The sequence below is a fragment of the Cohnella sp. OV330 genome, assembly GCF_900112065.1.
Taxonomy (GTDB): Bacteria; Bacillota; Bacilli; order Paenibacillales; family Paenibacillaceae; genus Cohnella.
In genome coordinates this window covers 217,900-238,123 of record NZ_FOKE01000012.1, presented here as the reverse complement: position 1 = coordinate 238,123, position 20,224 = coordinate 217,900, and the positions used below count along the sequence as shown (strand labels likewise).

The window sequence follows — 20,224 nt, the reverse complement described above, 5'->3', positions numbered from 1 at the left end:
GACCGAGGGACCGAAGGAGGACGTTGCGAAAATGTATAAGGTATTTATCGTGGACGACGAACCGTTCATCATCGAAGGCCTCATCGACTCGATCGACTGGCCGGCCTTCGGTCTCGAAGTCGTCGGCAGCGCAGAGAACGGAGAGCAAGCGCTCCGCCGCATCGGGCAGACGCCCGTCGACCTGCTGATCACCGACATCTCGATGCCCCGCATGAACGGCCTGGACCTGATCCGCGCCGCCCGCGAGAGCCGCCCCGACCTGAAGGCGATCATCCTGAGCGGCTTCAACGAATTCGATTATTTGAAGGAAGGCATGCGCCTCGGCATCGAGAACTACCTGCTTAAGCCGATCAACGTCAAGGAGCTGCACGATACGCTGAACAACGCCGTCGAGAAGCTGAACAGCGTCCATGCGGACGCGCTGCTGTCGCCGTACGACGTTCAGATCATGAAGGACAACACGCTGTACCGGTGGATCGGCGGCCGGATCTCGGAGGCCGAGTTCAACGAGCGTGCCGGCCTGCTGAATATCTCGTTGACGGATCCCTACGGCGTCATCGCCCTGCTGAGGCTTCCGTCCGCCGGCTCCGATGCGCAGGAAGACACGTTCGAGCGCGTCGCCCGCGCCTTCGAGGGGAGCGCCTCCGTATACCCTTTCCGCGACATGGACGGAGACATCGTCATCTTGGCCGGCCTCCCTTCCGATGAGGAGGCGGGCAAGCTGGAGCTGGCTCGCCGGGTCCTCCCGCTGCTCGAACAAGGCAGCCCGGGCGAAACGGCGAGACTATCGCTCGGCGGCGTGCATCCGCTCCGGACGGAGATCGCGTCCAGCTATAGCGAGGCGAAGAAGGCGCAGGAATATTTCATGATCTATCCGGAGCGCGAGTGGATAGACTATGCGGTGACGGAGCCGTTCAAGGAAGCGGAGCCGTCCGAGTTCCCGATCGATTGGGAGGCTTGCCGCAAGCTGCTCGTCGCCAGAGACAAGGAAGGCCTGGCGGCGGCCGTCGAAGCCGATCTCGAGCGGTTAAGGCGCCGGGAAGGCGTCACGCCGTCCTATCTGCACGAAGTGGCGGTGGAGCTCATCGTCCGCTTCAAGATGGAGCTCAAGGCGATCAAGCATTCGGACGAGACGGAGATGTTCTCGCAGGGCTTCGCCCAGGCGAACGCGGCTTCCGATTATACGGAGCTCGCCAAAGCGCTGCGGTCCGTCGCGGAGCGCTGCGTCGATTCGCTGGTGAAGGACAGCCGCAGTCCGGTCGTGCTGCAGGTGCTCGAGGAGATCCACCGTCACTACGCGGACGAGCTGTCCTTGAAACAGCTTGGCGCGCGGTATCACATTCATCCGGTATACCTGGGGCAGCTGTTCCAGAAGGAGACGGGCGAGAGCTTCACGGAGTATATCAACAAATACCGGATCGAGCAGGCCAAAAGGCTGCTGAAGTCCTCCGCGCTGAAGGTGCACGACATCGCGCGCCAGGCGGGCTATTGGGAGACGGGATACTTTTACAAGCAATTCAAGAAATACGTCGGCATCTCCCCGACCGAGTTCAAAGGCCTGCATTGACGCGGGATGAGCCTATAGGAGCCTACGGACTGCCGGTTGCGCAGTCCTTTCTTTATTTTGAACATGATTTATTAGGTTTGTCTTCTATTTGAAACTGCTTTCATGAATTAAAGTTGAATTGTTGCTGAGGGAATCAGAAATAAGGGAGGGCACAAGAAACATGAGTAAAATGACTAAAAAAACCGGCCTGACGGCCGCGGCTACCGTAACCGCGCTGTCGCTCGCGCTAAGCGCTTGCGGCGGCAACGACGCCAAATCGGATAGCGCTTCGGACAAGCCTGTCGAGCTGATCTGGTACACGATCGGCACGCCGCAGAAGGACGTCGACACCGTCATGGCGGAAGTCAGCAAGTACACCCAAGAGAAAATCAACGCCACCATCAAAATGAAAATGATCGACTGGGGCGACTATACGCAGAAGATGCAGGTACTGGTCGCTTCGGGCGAACCGATGGACATCATGTTCACCTCGGCAGGCGGCTTCGACTACGTGCAGAACGCGCGTAAGGGCGCGTTCCTCGAGCTCGACGAGCTGCTGGACAAGTACGGCCAAGGCATCAAGGACACGATCGATCCGGGCTTCCTGAGCGGATCCAAGGTTGACGGCCACAACTACGGCATCCCGGCGAACAAGGAGCTCCCGCAGCTCGAAGTATGGCGCTTCAACCAGAACCTCGTGGACAAGTACAAGCTGGACACGACCGGCGTCCGCACGCTGGACAGCCTCGAGCCGCTGCTGAAGACGATCAAGGCGCAGGATCCGTCGATCACGCCGTTCGCGATGGACAAGAACTACGTGCCGTACGTGCCTTACGACTATCTCGTGACGAACATGCCGATGGCCGTCAAGCTCGACGGTACGGACCTGAAGGTCGTCGATATCCTCGAGACGGACGAGATGAAGCAAGCGCTGAACACGATGCACAAATACTACCAAGCGGGCTACGTCGCGCCTGAAGCCGCGACGACCGGCTCGACGCAAGACCTGATGACTTCCGGCAAATGGCTGCTCGACCGCGCGCAAACCCAGCCGCTTGCAGAGACCTCCTGGTCGGCTTCCAACGGCTATCCGATCACTTCGACGCCTGCCAGCGACGCCGTGATCACGAACACGTCGGTACAAGGCTCGATCATGGCGATCTCGGCCAACTCCGAGCACCCGGACAAGGCGATGGAATTCTTGAACCTGCTCAATACCGATCCGGTCCTCCGCAACATGGTCGACTCCGGCATCGAAGGCACGCACTACGAGAAGATCGACGACAAGCACATGAAGAACCTCGACGCTTCCCAGAACTACAACATGCCTTCGTACTCGCTGGGCAACAACATGCTGCTCTACCTGAACGAGAACGATCCGGACGACAAGTGGGATCAATTCAAGAAGTTCAACGCGGAAGGCAAGCCTTCCCCGATCCTGGGCTTCAACTTCGACAGCACGAAGGTATCCACCGAAATGACGGCCATCCAGAACGTCAAGGAGCAATTCTGGGCGTCCCTGATGACCGGCACGGTCGACCCGGCGACATATCTGCCGAAGGCGATCGAACAGTTCAAGTCGGCCGGCCTCGACAAGATCATCGCCGAAGCGCAAACCCAGCTGGACGCTTGGGTCGCAGCCAACAAAGCTTAATAATCGGATGAAAATCGCGAGATCGGGCGGGTGAGCAATTCGCCCGATCTTTCGTTATTTTTTGTCGTATTCACAAAAGACCATAGGAGGGATTGGCGAACATGGTCGGATCCTTTTTCCGCTCGTTCAACCGCAACAAGGTTATGCTGCTCATGGTGCTCCCGGGCGCCATCTGGTTCCTTTTCTTTTCCTACCTGCCCCTGGTGGGCACGATCGCCGCATTCAAGCAATACCGCTTCAGCCGCCATGGCTTCTGGTACAGCCTCGTCCACAGCAAAAACGTCGGATGGGCCAATTTCAAGTTTCTCTTCAGCACGGACGCCGCGTGGTCGATCACTCGCAACACGCTGCTTTACAATATCGCGTTTATCGTTCTCGGCCTCGTATTCGCCGTCGCCCTGGCCATTCTGCTGTCGGAGCTGGCGAACAAGAAGCTGGCCAAGCTGTATCAGACCGGCATGTTCCTCCCGTACTTCCTGTCGTGGGTCATCGTCGGTTACTTCGCGTTCAGCTTCCTGAGCATGGACCGCGGCCTGCTGAACCATACGCTCGAATACTTCGGCATGGACCGCATGCAATGGTACAACGATCCGAAGGTCTGGCCTTATATTCTGGTGTTGGTCTATTTGTGGAAATCGATCGGCTACAGCAGCGTCGTCTATCTGGCCTCCATCCTCGGCATCGACCGTTCGCTGTACGAAGCCGCGATGATCGACGGCGCCAGCAAGATGCAGCAAGTGCGCAACATCACGCTGCCGATGCTCAAGCCGATCATCATCATCATGACGCTGCTCGCCGTGGGCAAGATCTTCTACGCCGACTTCGGCCTCTTCTATCAGGTGCCGCGCGACTCGGGCACGCTCTACTCCGTGACGAACGTTATCGACACGTACGTATACCGGGGCCTCAAGACGACCGGCGAGATCGGTATGAGCACGGCCGCGGGCCTATATCAATCCGTCGTCGGCTTCGTGCTCGTCATGGTGTCCAACTATGTCGTGCGCAAGGTCGACAAGGACAGCGCGCTGTTCTAAATTCCTGAATCGAAAGGAGGGCATATCCGGTGCCCAACGTGATGAAAAAGAAACGCAACTTCCACCAGGCATCGCCGGGCTGGAACATCGTGTTCAACCTGATCGCCGGCATATTCGCTTTTCTGTGCGTGTTTCCGTTCGTGTTCGTCGTCATCATCTCCTTCACCGAGGAGAAGACGCTGGCGACGGACGGGTATCGCATCATTCCCAAGGCCTGGAGCCTGGATGCTTATCAATATATATTCAAAACCGGCGATACGCTGCTGCGCTCCTACGGAGTCACGATCCTCGTAACGGTCATCGGCACGGTCGTCAGCCTGCTTCTGATCTCGCTGTATGCCTACGCGGTATCGCGCCGCAGCTTCGCGTACCGCCGCTTTTTCTCTCTGTTCGCGATCTTCACGATGCTGTTCAGCGGCGGCATGATCCCGACTTATATCGTCGTGACGCAGCTGCTCGGCCTGAAGGACAGCATCTGGGCGCTCATCCTGCCGCTCGCGCTCAATGCCTTCTATATCATGATCCTGCGGACGTTCTACATCACCGGCATTCCCGACGCGATCATCGAGTCCGGCAAGATCGACGGCGCCGGCGAATTCCGCATTTTCTCCACCATCGTACTGCCGCTGTCGCTGCCCGGCCTCGCTACGATCGGCCTGTTCAGTACGCTCGGCTACTGGAACGACTGGTTTAACGCCCTGTTGTACATCGACGATCCGAACAAGGTGCCGCTGCAGGCGATGCTGATGCGAATCGAATCGAGCATGCAGTTCATCCAGCAAAATTCGGCGAACGGCTCCATCAGCCTCGAGGTACTGCAGTCGATGCCGCAGGATACGGCCCGCATGGCCATGGTCGTGCTGGCGACGGTGCCGATCATTTTCGCTTATCCGTTTTTCCAGCGTTACTTCGTTCAGGGCCTGACGGTCGGGGGCGTAAAAGAATAAGCGGGATCTGAGCATAACCGCAGGAAAGGCGCAGGAAGGGCAAGAAAAGCGCCGGAAAGCGAAGGGAAGGTCGGGAAGGGCGCGGGAAAGGCACAGGAAAGCGAAGGCAAACAGGAGCTATCGTGCAAAAGTACACGATCGAGAGTCGCATTCTTTCGTCGTTCCGCCTATCGCGCAAAAGTGCAGGATTTTATGCCGAAGCACCCGGGTCCTCGCTTAAATAGACGAGCTACCGTGCACTTTTGCGCGATAGATCGCAAAAACCCTCCATACCAGCCTTGGATGATGCACTTTTGCAGGATAGCACTAGGTTAAGCAGAGGATAGGCAGTAGCCAAAGAACGAGCGGGATGTGAAAAAGAATGGATTTCAAGGACCCGTCGAAGCCGCCCCGCGTACGCGCGGAGCTGCTGCTTCGGCAGATGACGGCGGAAGAAAAGGTCGGCCAGCTCGTTCAGCCGTTCGGCTGGCAAGCCTATGCGCATAAAGACGGGAACGTCGTCCTGAAGGAGACGTTCAAGGCGCAGGTCGCGCGAGGCGGCGTCGGCTCGCTGTACGGCACGCTGCGCGCGGACCCGTGGACCGGCGTCACGCTGGAGACGGGTCTGTCGCCCGTTCGCGGCGCAGAGGCGGTCAACGAGATTCAGCGCTATGCGATCGAGCACTCGCGCCTTGGCATTCCGCTGCTGATCGGCGAAGAGTGCTCGCATGGCCATATGGCGATCGGCGCGACGGTATTTCCCGTGCCGCTGTCGATCGGCAGCGCCTGGAACGTCGATCTGTACCGCGAGATGTGCCGCGCGGTGGCGAAGGAGACGCGCGCCCAGGGCGGCGCGGTCACGTATTCGCCCGTGCTGGACATCGTCCGGGATCCCCGGTGGGGCCGGACGGAGGAGTGCTTTGGCGAGGACCCATTTCTCGTGGGCGCGCTGGCGGTCGCCGCGGTCGAGGGCATGCAGGGCGAGCGCCTCGACGCGCCGGACAGCGTCGCCGTGACGCTGAAGCACTTCGTCGGCTACGGCAGCTCGGAGGGCGGGCGCAATGCCGGGCCCGTCCATATGGGCTGGCGCGAGCTGCTCGAGGTCGACCTGCAACCGTTCCGCAAGGCGGTCGAGGCGGGCGCAGCTTCGATCATGCCGGCTTACAACGAGATTGACGGCGTCCCGTGCACGACGAACGCGAAGCTGCTGGACGAGGTGCTGGTCCGGGACTGGGGCTTCGACGGCATGATCATCACCGACTGCGGGGCGATCGATATGCTCGCGGCGGGGCACGACACGGCCGAAGACGGCATGGAAGCCGCCGTGCGGGCGCTCGAAGCCGGCATCGATATGGAAATGTCGGGCGAAATGTTCGGCAAGTACCTGCTACAGGCGCTGAGCGAGGGCAAGCTGAAGGAAGAGGCGCTGGACCGCGCGGTCGTGCGCGTCCTGACGCTCAAGTTCAAGCTCGGCCTGTTCGAGCGGCCGTACGTCGATGCGCAGCTCGCCGGCGAGGCGATCGGCGCGGATGCGCATGTCGCGCTGGCCAGGCAGCTGGCGGCCGAAGGCGTCGTGCTGCTAAAGAACGAAGGCGACGCGCTGCCGCTCGATCCGTCGGCCGGGAAGGTCGCGGTCATCGGCCCGAACGCCGACCTCGGCTATAACCAGCTGGGCGATTATACATCGCCTCAGCCGGCGGACAAGGTCACCACGGTGCTCGCGGGCATCCGTGCCAAGCTCGGGGCCGAGCGCGTGCTGTACGCGCCGGGCTGCCGGATCCGCGGCGAAGACCGGGACGGATTCCCGGCCGCGCTCGAGACGGCGCAGCAGGCGGACACCGTCGTCATGGTCGTCGGCGGCTCCAGCGCGCGGGACTTCGGCGACGGCACGATCGACCTGAGGACGGGCGCGTCCAAGGTGACCGAGGACGCCTGGAACGATATGGACTGCGGCGAAGGCATCGACCGCCTGTCGCTGCGTCTCTCCGGCGTGCAGCTGCAGCTGATCCAGGAAGTTCATAAGCTTGGCAAGCGGCTCGTGGTCGTCTACATCAACGGCCGGCCGATCGCGGAGCCGTGGATCGACGCGAATGCGGACGCGATCCTGGAGGCCTGGTATCCTGGGCAAGAGGGCGGCCACGCGATCGCAGACATTCTGTTCGGCGACGTCAATCCGTCCGGGCGCCTTACGCTATCGATTCCGAAGGATGTCGGGCAGCTGCCCGTTTATTATAACGGCAAGCGCTCGCGGGGCAAGCGGTATCTGGAGAGCGACTTGCAGCCGCAGTATCCGTTCGGATACGGGCTCAGTTACACGAATTACGAATATGCCAACCTGACGGTGACGCCTGTCGCGATCGGACCCGACGAAGAAGCAACCGTCTCCGTTGACGTGACCAACGCGGGCGGCGTCGCCGGTTCCGAGGTCGTGCAGTTGTACATCTCCGACGTCGCGAGCGAATGCACGCGGCCGGCGCTGGAGCTGAAGGGCTTCGCGAAGATCGGGCTGGCTCCGGGGGAGACGCGCGCCGTGCAGTTCCGGGTAGGCAGGGAACAGCTTGAATACGTAGGCCCGGCTTACGAACGGGTCGTCGAGCCCGGCCGCTTCAAGGTGCTGGTCGGGCGGCATTCGGCCGACACGCTGGCAGCCGATCTGCTCGTCAAGGAGGACGGGAACCGATGAACGCAAAAGACATTTTGGAACGTCTGCGCCGCTTCCTTCGCGAGCTGTCCGAGGCGCAATGGCTGGAACGGGCGGAAGTGAGCGATTGGGCGATCGACCGGGCTACCTACGTGTTGCCCGGGCAGTATGAAGAGATCGGGCCGTACGAATCGGAAGGGCTCGCCGCGTTTCCCAGCAAGCAGGGGACGACTTACTTTTTCCGCAAAAAGCTCGAGCTGCCCGGAGACTGGATCGCGTCGGGCGCCAGAATCGGCCTCGTATTCGAGTCCGGCGGCGAGGGGCTGCTGCGCGTAAACGGCGCCTCTTACCAGGGGCTTGACCGCAACCATACGTTCGTGACGCTCGACGCGGCTCGCACAGGCACGTCGCCGGAGCTGGAGATCGAGCTGTACGACCCGATCCCCGAACCCGTCGATCCGCTGAATCGGCAGGCGGTCATCCAGCCGCCGATCACCTCGATCCGCAGCGAGCTGGTACTGGCGAATGGCCCGGTGCAGCGGCTCATGTACGCCGCGACGGTCGTTCGAGACTCGGCGGTGCTGCTGCCGGAGTCGGACTTCCGCAAGGCGCGGCTGCTTGAAGCGCTGCTTCGCGCGATGGACGCGTACGTGTCCCTGAGCGAAGGGGATATTCGCGAGGGCGCGGCGGTCGCCGTCATCGAGGCGCGGCTTGAAGCGGACGTGCGCGCGGTCGGCGGCAACGCCGAAGGCGTCCAGCACATGGTCGGGCAGTCGCATATCGACGTCGCCTGGCTGTGGCCGGTGCGGGAGACGGTGCGCAAGACGAGCCGGACGTTCTCGACGGTGGACGCGCTCATGCGCGAGTATCCGGATTTCCGGTACGCGCAGAGCCAGCCGCTGCTGTTCGAGTTTCTGAAAAACAACGATCCGGAGCTGTATGCCCGCGTGAAGGGACGGATCGCCGAGGGCCGCTGGGAGCTCGTCGGCGGCATGTACGTCGAGCCCGACCTGAACATTCCGAGCGGGGAGTCGCTCATGCGGCAGATGCTGTACGGCCAGCGTTTCTACCAGGAAGAATTCGGGCGCGTCTCGGACATCGAGTGGCTGCCGGATACGTTCGGCTATTGCGCGTCCCTGCCTCAGATTCTGAAGCACGGCGGCGTTCGCTACTTCATGACGACCAAACTCAACTGGAACGATACGAACGTGTTCCCTTACGACCTGTTCCGCTGGGTCGGCATCGACGGCACGCCGATGCTGTCGTACCTGAACCATGGCATCAACGAGCACACGACGCCGAAGGATATCCACGAGCATTGGCAATCGTACCGGCAAAAGGACGTCTATCCCGAGCAGATGCTGCTTTACGGACATGGCGACGGGGGCGGCGGCGTGACGCGCGAGATGCTCGAATACGTCGACCGCGCGGACCTGATGGTCGGCCAGCCGGCCAGTAAGCACAGCACGGCAGCCGATTTCTTCGCTGGCGCGGAGGAGAAGCAGGGCGAGGTGCCGGAATGGCACGGCGACCTGTATCTCGAGCTGCACCGCGGGACGTACACGACCCACGGTCGCAACAAGCGCAGCAACCGCAAAGCCGAAGTGCTGTACCGGGAAGCCGAGCTGTGGCATGCCCTCGCGCTGCCGAAGCTGGACGCCGGACTCGACGGACGGCTGCGCAGCGACCTGCATGAAGGCTGGAAGCTGATTCTGCTCAACCAGTTCCACGACATCATCCCGGGGTCGGCCATTACCGAAGCGTACGTCACCTCGGACAAGGAGTACGGGACGATCTTCGAAAAGGGAAGCGATAGCCTGAACGCGATTCTGCCGGCGCTCGCAGGCGGCATCGATACGACGGCCGGCAAAGGCGTGCCGTACGTTGTATTTAACGGACTTGGCTGGGCGCGGGACGTGCAGGCTTTGCTGGCGGCTGAAAGGTTGCCCGCTGATGCGTTCGCCGCTTATGACGCTGAAGGCGTCCGTTTGACCGCCGATGCCGTCGGCGAGGATCGTCTGGCCGTGCGCGTGCCGGCGGTGCCGGCGTTCGGCTATAAGACGATCTGGCTGCGCGAGCAGAGTGAAACAAGCTCGGTTGCTGCGGACGCCAGGGCTCGCACGCTTGGCGACAGCTGGGAGACCGAAGCCTACCGCGTTCGGTTCAACGCGCGGGGCGAGATCGTCAGCCTGTTCGACAAGGCGGCCGGGCGGGAGATCGTGAAGGGCGGCGAAGCCGCGAACCGCTTCGGCTTCTACCACGACCGTCCGACGCTGTGGGACGCCTGGGACATCGACGAGCGCTACGAGCTGCAGCCGGCCGGCGAAGCCGAACTGCTGGAGAAAAGCGTCGCGCTGCAAGGCGAGACGATGGACGTGCTGCGGTTCCGCTGGCGGCTCCATCAGTCGGAGATCAGCCAGGACGTCGTGTTCTATCACGGCGACCGGCGCATCGACTTCCGCACGCGCGTCGTCTGGAACGAAGCGCATAAGCTGCTCAAGGTCGGCTTCCCGATCGACGTCGTGGCGAGCAAGGCGACGTACGAGATTCCGTACGGCGCGCTCGAGCGTCCGACGCATCGCAACACGAGCTGGGAGCAGGCCCAATACGAAGTCTGCGGCCACCGGTTCGTCGACGTGTCGGAACACGGCTACGGCGTCAGCCTGCTGAACGACTGCAAATACGGCTACGACATCCAGGGCACGACGATCCGCCTGTCCTTGCTCCGCGCCCCCAAGTGGCCGGACATCACCGCGGATCTCGGCGAGCATGAATTCACGTACTCGCTTTATCCGCACGAAGGCGACTGGCGGACGGCGCATACGCTGCGCCGTGCGGCCGAGCTTAACGCCGAGGACGTCGTGGTTTTGGCCGACCGTCAGAGCGGCTCCCTCCCGGCGTCTGGCGCGTTGCTGCCGTTCGAGAGCGAGCATGTCGTGCTCGACTCGGTCAAGCCTGCCGAGGACGGCGACGGCATCGTGCTGCGCTTGTACGAATCGTCCGGCGGTCGCGGCCGCGCCGTGCTGAACTGGCCTCGTCCGTTCGCGCGCGCCGTGCTGTCGGACGCGCTCGAGGCTGAGGGAGAGGCGATTGCGGCCGAGGACGACCGGATCGCGCTGTCGTTCGCGCCGTTTGAGATTAAGACCGTTAAGCTTTTAGATCACTAATATAATCCCGGCGGGATCGGCGGTACGTGGCGGAATATCGGTGCGCGAGCGTCTTCACTCGGTTAAATGTCCCGTTCGCGACGGAATAGCGATGTGCCAGCGTGTTATCTGGGCAGAATCGGCCTTTCGCAACGGAATAACGATGCGCCAGCGTCCTATCTCGGGGCCACCGACGGTACGCCCAAGCGCCGACAGCGGCACGAATTGCCGCTAACACACGCGGCTCTGCCGCTTCCAGGCCCATTAGCGGCACTAAATACCGCTAATATACGCCACGGTCGCACCCATTTTTTTAGCGGTACGCAACGGTATAGGGATGCGCCAGCGTCTTATCTCGGTTGGATTGGGGATCACGGTCCGGCGGTAATGCTTAATAAAATTTTAGATCGTTAAATCACATAGAAGCGGGGTCTTGCCTGCCATGGAACAATTCAGATTGCCACAGATCGCGATGCCGAAGCTGACGCTGCCGGCGGCCGTGCGGGACGTGCTGGCGGAAGCCGAGCAGCGTCTCGCGCACCGTCCGAAGCTGCTCCGGCTTTTCAAAAACTGCTTCCCGAACACCCTCGAGACGACGACCAAGCTGCTGGACGACGGCACGACGTTCGTCATCACCGGCGACATCCCGGCCTCGTGGCTGCGGGATTCCGTCGAGCAAGTCGTCCACTACGTGCCGCTGGCCAAGGACGACGCCGACCTGCAGCGCATCATCGCGGGCCTCATCCGCCGCCACATCGCGTACATTCAGATCGACCCTTACGCGAACGCGTTTAACGAATCCGCCAACGACTGGCACTGGAACACGACCGACGTCACCGAGATGTCGCCGTGGGTATGGGAGCGCAAGTTCGAGATCGACTCGCTGTGCTTCTCGATGCGCCTGGCGTACCTGTACTGGAAGGAGACGGGACGCGCGGACGTATTCGACGCAGGCTTCAAGCGGGCGATGCGCCTGATCGTCGACCTGTTCAAGACCGAGCAGCGCCACTTCGAGCAATCGCCGTACCGCTTCACGCGCAACAACGGCATCCCGACTGATTCCCTGTGCAATAACGGCTTGGGCATGCCGGTCAACTACACGGGCATGGTCTGGTCCGGCTTCCGCTCGAGCGACGACGCTTGCGATTTCCACTACAACATCCCGGGCAACATGTTCGCGGTCGTGGCGCTGCGCCATATGCAGGAGTTCGCCGAGTGGGTGTTCCGCGACATGGCGCTGCTGGAAGAGCTGAAGGCGCTCGAGGCCGACATCGACCACGGCATTCAGCTGTACGGCATCTACCGTCACCCCGAGTTCGGGCCGATTTACGCATACGAGACCGACGGCTACGGCAACTACTGCCTGATGGACGACGCGGGCACGCCGGGCCTGATGTCTATCCCGTACCTTGGCTACGTATCGGCGGACGATCCGATCTACCAGAACACGCGCCGCTTCGCGCTGAGCAAGGAAAATCCGTTCTACTACGAAGGCAAGGTCGCGCGCGGCATCGGCAGCCCGCATACGCCGCCGGATTACATCTGGCATATGGCGCTGTCCATGCAGGGCATCACGGCGTCGACCGCCGAGGAGAAGCTCGAGATGATCGCGATGCTCGAGGCGACGGACGGGGACACCGGGTTCATGCACGAAGGCTTCCACGCCGACGATCCGGCCGTGTTCACGCGCAAGTGGTTCGCCTGGTCCAACAGCCTGTTCTCGCAGCTCGTCTACCGCGCGATGAAGGATGGATTGCTCGATGGATAAGGATTCGGTAAATAAGGGTTCGATAAATAGGGATTCGTCGAAAATCATCGTCTTTTACGACCCGGCATTTCCGGGCGCTCCGGCGCTGACGGAAGAGGAGGCGCGGCTGATCGGCGTAGTGGCGAATGCGGAGGAGCTCGGCGAGCGCCTGCGCCGCGCGGACGGCGGCAGCTTCGTGTCGCTGCACGCGCCGTACTTCCCCGTCGGCGCGTGGGAGGACATCCTTGCGTACCTGAAGCGCGGGGGCGGTCTGCTCAGCGCGGGCGGCGCGCCGTTCCGCAAGCCGGTTCTCCGCAAGGACGGCGCTTGGCATGTCCAAGCCGAGCAGACGGCCTATCATCGCCAGCTTCGCATACACGAGATGCTGCGGGTGTCCGCGGATCCCGTGGCGCGGCACGCTTCGCACGCCGATATCCCGCTGTTCGCGGGACAGGAGGCGTTGCTTGACGTTACCGACACATGGAACCTCGTGCCGCACGTGTCGAGAGCGAGCGACCTGCCGCATCAGATGGGCTCGGCAGGCCCGATGGACGCGCACGTGTACGCGCTGCTCAGGGGCATGTCGGCCGACGGACGCGAGCGGTCCGCGCCGGTCGTCCTGTGGGAGAACACCAAGGGCGACTTCGCCGGCAGCCGCTGGCTGTTCGTGAACCAGCCGCTCGGCGACGCGTTCGCGGCGCGCGGCGGCTGGGCGGCCCTTGCGGGCTGGGCGCGTTTCTGCGCGCGCGGCGTGACCGAGCTGTGGCTCAAGCCGAGCTATGCGGTCTATGAAGCGCACGAGCGTCCGCTGCTGACGCTGCAGGCGCAGGCGCTCGGACGCGGCGGCGCAGCAGGCGGCGAGTCCGTCAATGCGGCCGACCGCGGCAAGCAAAAGTGGACGTTCGACCTTCGGGTCGAAAGGGAGGCGAAGGGACAAGACGGCGCGGAAGAGCCGTTCCGCCTGACGCTTAGCAAGAAGGTAGGCCGGGAGCTGGACGTATGGCGGATTCCGGTACCGACGGACGTGCAAAACGGCTTCTACCGGGTGTCCTGCCGGGCCGAATCGGAGGACGGCGAAGTCCGTTATCTCCGCCAGGGCTTCTGGGGCGCAGATCCGGACCTGCTGGCCGAAGGCACGCCGATTCGGGCGGGACGCGACTACTTCGAGCAGGACGGGCGTCCGCTGCCGATCGTCGGCATGACGTACATGACGAGCGACGTCGCGCGCAAATTCCTGTTCCTCCCGAACGTATCGGTATGGGACCGCGACATGGCGCAGATGCGCCGGGCGGGCATCAACTGGATCCGCACGGGCATCTGGACGGCTTATCGCAACATCATGCAGGTCGACGGCCACGTCTCGGAGGACGCGCTGCGCGCGATCGACGCGTTTCTGTTGACCGCCAAGAAGCACGGGCTGCAGGTGACGTTCACCTTCTTCTCGTTCACGCCGGAGACGTGGGAGGGCGTCAACCCTTATCTCGATCCCCGCAGCGTAGAAGCGCAGAAGCGGTTCATTCGCTCGATCGTCAGCCGTCATCGGGAAACGAAGCACGTCGACTGGGATCTGATCAACGAGCCTTCGATGTTCGATCCGGTCCGCATCTTCTCCGACGGTCCGCGTTCGAGCCGCGATCCTTTCGAGCGGGGGGCGTTCGCCGAGTGGCTGGAGCGGCGGCACGGCACGATCGCACGCCTGCGCGAGCGCTGGAGCATGACGCCGGGCGAGCTGCCGGACTTCGCGTCGGCCGAGATTCCCGAGCCCGAACAGATCAACTTCGACGTGCAGGACATGCACAGCGGGAAAAAGGGAACGCGCTGGCTCGACTACGCGCTGTTCTCGATGGACATGCACAACCGGTGGGCGAGCCAGCTCGTCGCCGCGATCAAAGACGTTTGCCCGGACCATCTCGTGACCGTCGGCCAGGACGAGGCGCTCGGCGCGCAGCGGCCGTCTCCGTTTTTCTATGGAAAGGCGGTCGACTACACGACGGTGCATTCCTGGTGGCTGAACGACCAGCTGCTGTGGGACGGCGTCTTCGCCAAGACGGCGGACAAGCCGAACGTCGTGCAGGAGACAGGCATCATGTACGTAGAAACGCCGGAGGGGCTCGCGAAGCGCTCGGAGCAAGAGCTGAAAGCGATGCTGGAGCGCAAATACGCCTATGCCTTCGCGGCAGGCGGCGCCGGCGCGATCCAATGGATCTGGAACACGAACTTCTATATGGACAACGCGAACGAATCCCATATCGGGGCGCTTCGCGCGGACGGCACGGAGAAACCGGAGGCGGACGTCTCTTACGACTTCGGCGCGTTCATGGAGAAGACGCGCGATCTGTTCAAAGGGCGCGAGCTCGAGGGCGTGGCGGTCGTCTTCCCGTATTCGAACGATCTGTCCAACCGCAAGCTGGCCTTCGACGCTACGACGAAGCTGACCCGCGTGCTGTCCTACGAGCTGAACGTGCCGTTCCGCGGCGTGTCCGAGTACGACCTGAAGCCGCTGCTGGACGAGCCGGCCAAGCTGATCGTGCTGCCTTCCGCCCACAACGTGGACGACGCTGCGTTTGCGCAGCTGCTTGACATCGTCGGCCGGACAGGCGCGACGCTGCTCGTCACCGGTCCCGCGGGCCTCGACGCGTACTGGCGGCATACGGACCGTCTCGCGGAGACGCTGGGCGCGCGCAAGCCCGCCAACGTCGTTCGCGAAGAGCGGCTCGCTGTCCGCGGCAAGCGCTACGCGGTCAGCTACGGCAGCCGGCGCATCGCGCAGGTCGCCAAGGAAGTGCCGGCCGACGGCGCCGGCTCGGGAGCGGATGTCGTGGTCGACGTGTTCTACGGAATCGGCCGCATCCTCTGGTGCCCGCTGCCGGTCGAGCTGAACGAACGCAGCGAGCCGATCGCGGCGCTGTACGCGCACGCGCTGGAGACGGCAGGCTATAAGCCTGCGCTCGAGTGGCTAGATGGCGGCGACCTGCCGGGCGTCTACGGGCGCAAGCTTTCTTTTGCGGATGGCGCGTTGTACGTATTCGTCTCGGAATATGCATACGATACGCCGATCCGGGTGAAGGACGCTTCGACCGGAGCGACCTATTCGTTCCTGCTGGAGCGAGAGCGCTCGGTGCTGTTCTCGGTCGACCGGGAGGGCCGCGCGACGGCCGTCTATCGCCCCGGCGAGACGACAATACAAACAGATATCGACGCCTGAGCGATCAGGAGAGGAGAGAATCATGTTGGAGCCAAAAAGAACGGCCCATATCATCTCGCACACCCACTGGGACCGCGAATGGTATTTACCCTATGAAAAGCATCACGTCCGCCTGATCCGCCTGATGGATACGCTGATGGACACGCTCGAGCGGGAAAAAGAGTACCGCAGCTTTTTCCTCGATGGCCAGACGATCATTCTGGAGGACTACCTCCAGGTGCGTCCGGAACGCCGGGAGCGGCTGGAAAAGCTGATCCGCGAAGGCCGGATTCATATCGGTCCCTGGTACATTCTGCAGGACGCGTTCTTGACGAGCGGCGAGGCCAACCTGCGCAACCTGCTCATCGGTCACCGCGACGCCGCGCGGTACGGGACGATCTCGAAGGTCGGCTACTTCCCCGACACGTTCGGCAATATCGGCCAGGCGCCGCAGATCATGAAGCAGGCAGGCATCGACAACGCCGTGTTCGGACGCGGCGTGAAGCCGACCGGGTTCAACAACACGGTGGCCGATTCGGAGTACGAATCGTCGTTTTCCGAACTCGTCTGGGAAGGACCGGACGGGTCGCGCGTGCTCGGCATTCTGTTCGCCAACTGGTACAGCAATGGCAACGAAGTGCCCGTAGACGCGGCCGAAGCGAAGGCATACTGGGATCGCAAGCTGGCGGATGCGGAGCGCTATGCGTCGACCGGCCAACTGCTCTATATGAACGGCTGCGACCACCAGCCGATTCAGACGGATCTGCCCGAGGCGATTCGCGTCGCCCGCGAGCTGTATCCGGACACGAAGTTCGTGCATTCGAGCTTCGAAGACTATCTTGCGTCGGTTCGGCAGTCGCTCGGCGACAACCTGTCCGTCGTCAAGGGCGAGCTGCGCAGCCAGCGCACCGACGGCTGGTCGACGCTCGTAAATACCGCTTCCGCACGGGTATACCTCAAGCAGATGAACCAGCTGGGGCAAGCGCTGCTGGAGCGCGTGGCGGAGCCGCTGGCCGCGATCGCGCACGGCGTCGGCGAAGCTTACCCGCATCACCTGATGACCTATGCATGGAAGACGCTTATGCAGAACCATCCGCACGACAGCATCTGCGGCTGCAGCGTCGACGAGGTCCATCGCGAGATGGTGACCCGGTTCGAGAAAAGCCGGCACGTCGCCGAGGCGATCATCGACGACAGCAAGCGGGCCGCGGCGGATGCCGTGGATACGTCGGCATTCGGCCGTTACGGCGCGGACGCGCTGCCGCTCGTGGCGTTCAACACGACCGGCTGGCCGCGCACGGGCACGGTCGAGATCGAGCTCGACGTCGAGCGTATCTATTATCGCGACGGCGTGCCGCCCGAGGAGATGCAGCGCCGCATGAAGACGCTGGACATCGGCGGGCGCGTATTGGTGGATGAAGAAGGGCGTGCCGTAGCTTGCCAAGTGGAAGATCTCGGCCTGCAGTTCGGCTACGATCTGCCGGACGACAAGTTCCGCCAGGCTTACTGGACACGGCGCGTGAAGCTGACGTTCGAGGCGGCGGACGTGCCGGCGCTCGGTTGGAAGGCATACGCGTGGGTCAAGGCGGCCGCTGCTGGAGAGGCTGCCGGCGGAGCGGCTGCTGCGGTGACTGCGGCGCCTTCGCTTGTCAGCGGCAAGCGAGCGCTTGAGAACGACCGCCTGCGCGTCGAAGTCGCGGACGACGGCACGTTGGCCATGACGGACAAGCAGACCGGACGCACCTACCGCGATCTGCTCGTCTACGAGGATACCGGCGACATCGGCAACGAGTACATGTACCGGCAGCCGGAGGGCGAGACGGCGCTGACGACGCGCGGCCTTGCGGCCGACATTCGGATCGTGGAGGACGAAGCGCATCGCGGCGCCATCGAGATCGTGCATCGCTGGGCCGTGCCGGCTTCGGCGGACGCGCTGTTCGAGGAAGAGAAGCGGGAAGCCGTTTACTTCCCGGAACGCAAGGCGCAGCGCGTGGCGGAGACAGTGCCGATGGAGATCCGTACCGTCGTCAGCCTGGAGCGCTCGGGCCGCGGCGTCGGCATCCGCACGACGATCGACAACCGCGCCAAGGATCACCGGGTACGGGCGTTGTTCCCATCGGACATTCAAGCGAAAACGCATATGGCGGACGCGATCTTCGAGATCGCGCGCCGGGATACCGAGCCTGCCGCCGAATGGCGCAACCCGAGCAACGCCCAGCATCAACAGGCGTTCGTGGACGTCGCGGACGGCGAAGCCTTCGGCTTGACGGTCGCGAACCTCGGCCTGAACGAGTACGAGGTGCTCCGCGACGGACGCGGCACGATCGCGGTGACGCTGCTGCGGTCGGTCGCCGAGCTGGGCGACTGGGGCGTCTTCCCGACGCCGGAAGCGCAGTGCCTGGGCGTGCATACGGCCGAGCTGCTGCTCGTTCCGCACGGCGGCGACGGGGCGACCGACGGCGCTTATGCCGAGGCGTATCAGTTCCAGGCGCCGTGGACGCTGGCGCAGACCGGCATGCACGAGGGCGCGCTGGCTGCCTCCGGGCAGCTTCTGAGCTGGGAAGGCGAGGGCGTGGCGTTCTCCTCCGCCGCGATCGGCGAGGAGAGCGGGGACTTGATGGTCCGCTGGTTCAACATGCGGCCGGAAGCGGCCGAGCTGCGCGTTGCGGCGACGGCAGCGTCGTTCTACGAGAGCGACGTGCTTGAGCGGCGCGTGGCTGAAGCTGCCCCGGCAGCGGCAGGCGTCGCATTTTCCCGCCAACTGGGCGCCTGCGAGATATTCACGCTGGGCATCCGGAGCGCGGCACCGGCGCGAGCGTAAGGTAACGTCATACAGCGTTACTTTTGCGTGCTGACCGGCCGTAAAGGCGAAAGTAGCATCGTATAGCGTTTCTTAAGCGAGCTGACCGTCCATAGCGGTGAAAGTGGCGTCGTACGGCGTTACTTTAACGTGTTGACCTTCCGTAGCGGCGAAAGTAGCATCGTATGGCGTTACTTTAGCGTGCTGACCGGACAGAGCGACGAAAGTAGCATCGTATGGCGTTACTTTAGCGTGCTGACCGGACGGAGCGACGAAAGTAGCATCGTATGGCGTTACTTTAGCGTGAAGACAGTCGTAGCGGCGAAGTAGCATAGTACGGCGTTACTTTAGCGTGCAGACCGTCTGTAGCGGCGAATTAGCGTCGTACAGCGTTACTTTAGATTGTTAATCAGCCAACATGTAAACGGGATGGTAGCAGGACGATCTGCTTCCATCCCGTTTTTTGCCGTAGCGGCTAGGGTGTGAAGGGATGCGCTGGGCATAGCAAAGCTCGGCGGAACATCGTGACCTTTTGGTGCCGTTGGGCCGAAAATGGGTGCGGCATGATGTACCCGTTAACGGCATGAAAGGGAGCGGCGGGCGCGGGCGCGGGTCACGAAGTCCAAATGCCATATAAAATGAGCTAATATCGGAATCGTAAGCGTTCTCCTTGAATGCCTATAATAGGATCAAGCACAATAAACGCTATAAGCGCGTCCGCGCTAATCCCCTATTTGGAGGTAAATGACGATGAGCAAGCCGCAAGTGGGCATCCAGCTTTACTCCGTACGCGACCGCAGCGAGAAGGACTTCCTCGGCACGATCCGCGAGATCGCCGAGATCGGATACAAGAACGTCGAATTGGCCGGCAACTACGGCGTTTCCGCCGCCGACCTGAAGAAGGCGCTGGCAGACGCAGGCCTGAACGTCAACTCGGCGCACGTCGGCCTGAACGTGCAGGAGCCGGACAAGTTCGAATCCGACCTGAACGAGAAGGTCGCCTATTATAAGGAGCTCGGCGTCAAGCGATTCGTCGTGCCTTACTACCCGCTGCCCGAAAATCCGTCCGTCGAGGACGTCAACAAGTTCGCCGACACGCTGAAGCGCGCTTCCGCGGCCGTGCGCGCGGCCGGCCTCGAATTCGGCTACCACAACCATGCGTTCGAATTCAAGCCGGCCCAGGACGGCAAGCTGGTTATCGATCACCTCGCCGAACAGCTGTCGGCTGAAGAGCTGACCTTCGAATTCGACCTCGGCTGGGTGAAGGTCGCAGGCCAGAATCCCGCCGCGTTCATCGAGAAGTACGCAGGCCGCCTGCCGCTCGTGCATGCCAAGGACTTCAAGGACGACGGCAAGGACACCGAGATCGGCAAGGGCTCGGTCGATTGGGACTCCGCGCTGGCGGCTGCCGAGAAGGCGGGCGTCGAGTACGTCATCATCGAGCAGGAGCAGTACGACGTGAGCTCGCTCGAGAGCGCGAAGCTGAACTACGCTTGGTTCAAGGAGCGCGGCTGGATCTAAAAGACCGCACCGCGATTCGCTGACG

General features: G+C 62.5%; 10 protein-coding genes. All 10 read left to right on the top strand.

The features are described from left to right. The first annotated feature begins 31 nt into the window (after positions 1 to 31). Positions 32 to 1,567, top strand: a complete 1,536-nt coding sequence (locus BM235_RS25530) for a response regulator transcription factor (RefSeq protein WP_090117065.1) — start codon at positions 32 to 34, stop codon at positions 1,565 to 1,567. 160 nt (positions 1,568 to 1,727) lie between these two features. Next, positions 1,728 to 3,200, top strand: coding sequence for an ABC transporter substrate-binding protein (locus tag BM235_RS25525; protein ID WP_090117064.1), 1,473 nt, complete (start codon positions 1,728 to 1,730; stop codon positions 3,198 to 3,200). A gap of 101 nt (positions 3,201 to 3,301) precedes the next feature. After that, complete coding sequence (locus BM235_RS25520; protein WP_090117063.1) at positions 3,302 to 4,234, top strand: ABC transporter permease; 933 nt, start codon at positions 3,302 to 3,304, stop codon at positions 4,232 to 4,234. A gap of 41 nt (positions 4,235 to 4,275) precedes the next feature. After that, positions 4,276 to 5,181, top strand: coding sequence for a carbohydrate ABC transporter permease (locus BM235_RS25515; protein WP_090117127.1), 906 nt, complete (start codon positions 4,276 to 4,278; stop codon positions 5,179 to 5,181). Positions 5,182 to 5,542: 361 nt separating this feature from the next. Continuing rightward, positions 5,543 to 7,843: a glycoside hydrolase family 3 N-terminal domain-containing protein gene (locus tag BM235_RS25510; protein WP_090117062.1), complete on the top strand. Its 2,301-nt coding sequence runs from the start codon at positions 5,543 to 5,545 to the stop codon at positions 7,841 to 7,843. A 14-nt stretch (positions 7,844 to 7,857) separates the two neighbouring features. Continuing rightward, positions 7,858 to 10,968 carry an alpha-mannosidase gene (locus BM235_RS25505; protein ID WP_090117126.1) on the top strand — a complete coding sequence of 1,037 codons (3,111 nt, stop codon included), beginning with the start codon at positions 7,858 to 7,860 and terminating at the stop codon, positions 10,966 to 10,968. Positions 10,969 to 11,389: 421 nt separating this feature from the next. Continuing rightward, a complete protein-coding gene (locus tag BM235_RS25500) occupies positions 11,390 to 12,715 on the top strand; it encodes a glycoside hydrolase family 125 protein (protein WP_090117061.1) in 1,326 nt (441 codons plus the stop codon). After that, positions 12,708 to 15,899 carry an alpha-amylase family protein gene (locus BM235_RS25495; protein WP_090117060.1) on the top strand — a complete coding sequence of 1,064 codons (3,192 nt, stop codon included), beginning with the start codon at positions 12,708 to 12,710 and terminating at the stop codon, positions 15,897 to 15,899. The genes BM235_RS25500 and BM235_RS25495 overlap by 8 nt, the downstream gene beginning before the upstream one ends. A gap of 25 nt (positions 15,900 to 15,924) precedes the next feature. Then, positions 15,925 to 18,699: an alpha-mannosidase gene (locus tag BM235_RS25490; protein ID WP_090117125.1), complete on the top strand. Its 2,775-nt coding sequence runs from the start codon at positions 15,925 to 15,927 to the stop codon at positions 18,697 to 18,699. Between the two features lie 729 nt (positions 18,700 to 19,428). Continuing rightward, on the top strand, positions 19,429 to 20,199 hold the full coding sequence (locus BM235_RS25485) for a sugar phosphate isomerase/epimerase family protein (protein ID WP_090117059.1): 771 nt from the start codon (positions 19,429 to 19,431) through the stop codon (positions 20,197 to 20,199). The last annotated feature ends 25 nt before the right edge of the window (positions 20,200 to 20,224 follow it).

Bases quoted from the DNA above. Each gene is read 5' to 3' on its own strand.
- BM235_RS25530 (WP_090117065.1), top strand. From the start codon at position 32: ATGTATAAGGTATTTATCGTGGACGACGAACCGTTCATCATCGAAGGC.
- BM235_RS25525 (WP_090117064.1), top strand. From the start codon at position 1,728: ATGAGTAAAATGACTAAAAAAACCGGCCTGACGGCCGCGGCTACCGTA.
- BM235_RS25520 (WP_090117063.1), top strand. From the start codon at position 3,302: ATGGTCGGATCCTTTTTCCGCTCGTTCAACCGCAACAAGGTTATGCTG.
- BM235_RS25515 (WP_090117127.1), top strand. From the start codon at position 4,276: ATGAAAAAGAAACGCAACTTCCACCAGGCATCGCCGGGCTGGAACATC.
- BM235_RS25510 (WP_090117062.1), top strand. From the start codon at position 5,543: ATGGATTTCAAGGACCCGTCGAAGCCGCCCCGCGTACGCGCGGAGCTG.
- BM235_RS25500 (WP_090117061.1), top strand. From the start codon at position 11,390: ATGGAACAATTCAGATTGCCACAGATCGCGATGCCGAAGCTGACGCTG.
- BM235_RS25495 (WP_090117060.1), top strand. From the start codon at position 12,708: ATGGATAAGGATTCGGTAAATAAGGGTTCGATAAATAGGGATTCGTCG.
- BM235_RS25485 (WP_090117059.1), top strand. From the start codon at position 19,429: ATGAGCAAGCCGCAAGTGGGCATCCAGCTTTACTCCGTACGCGACCGC.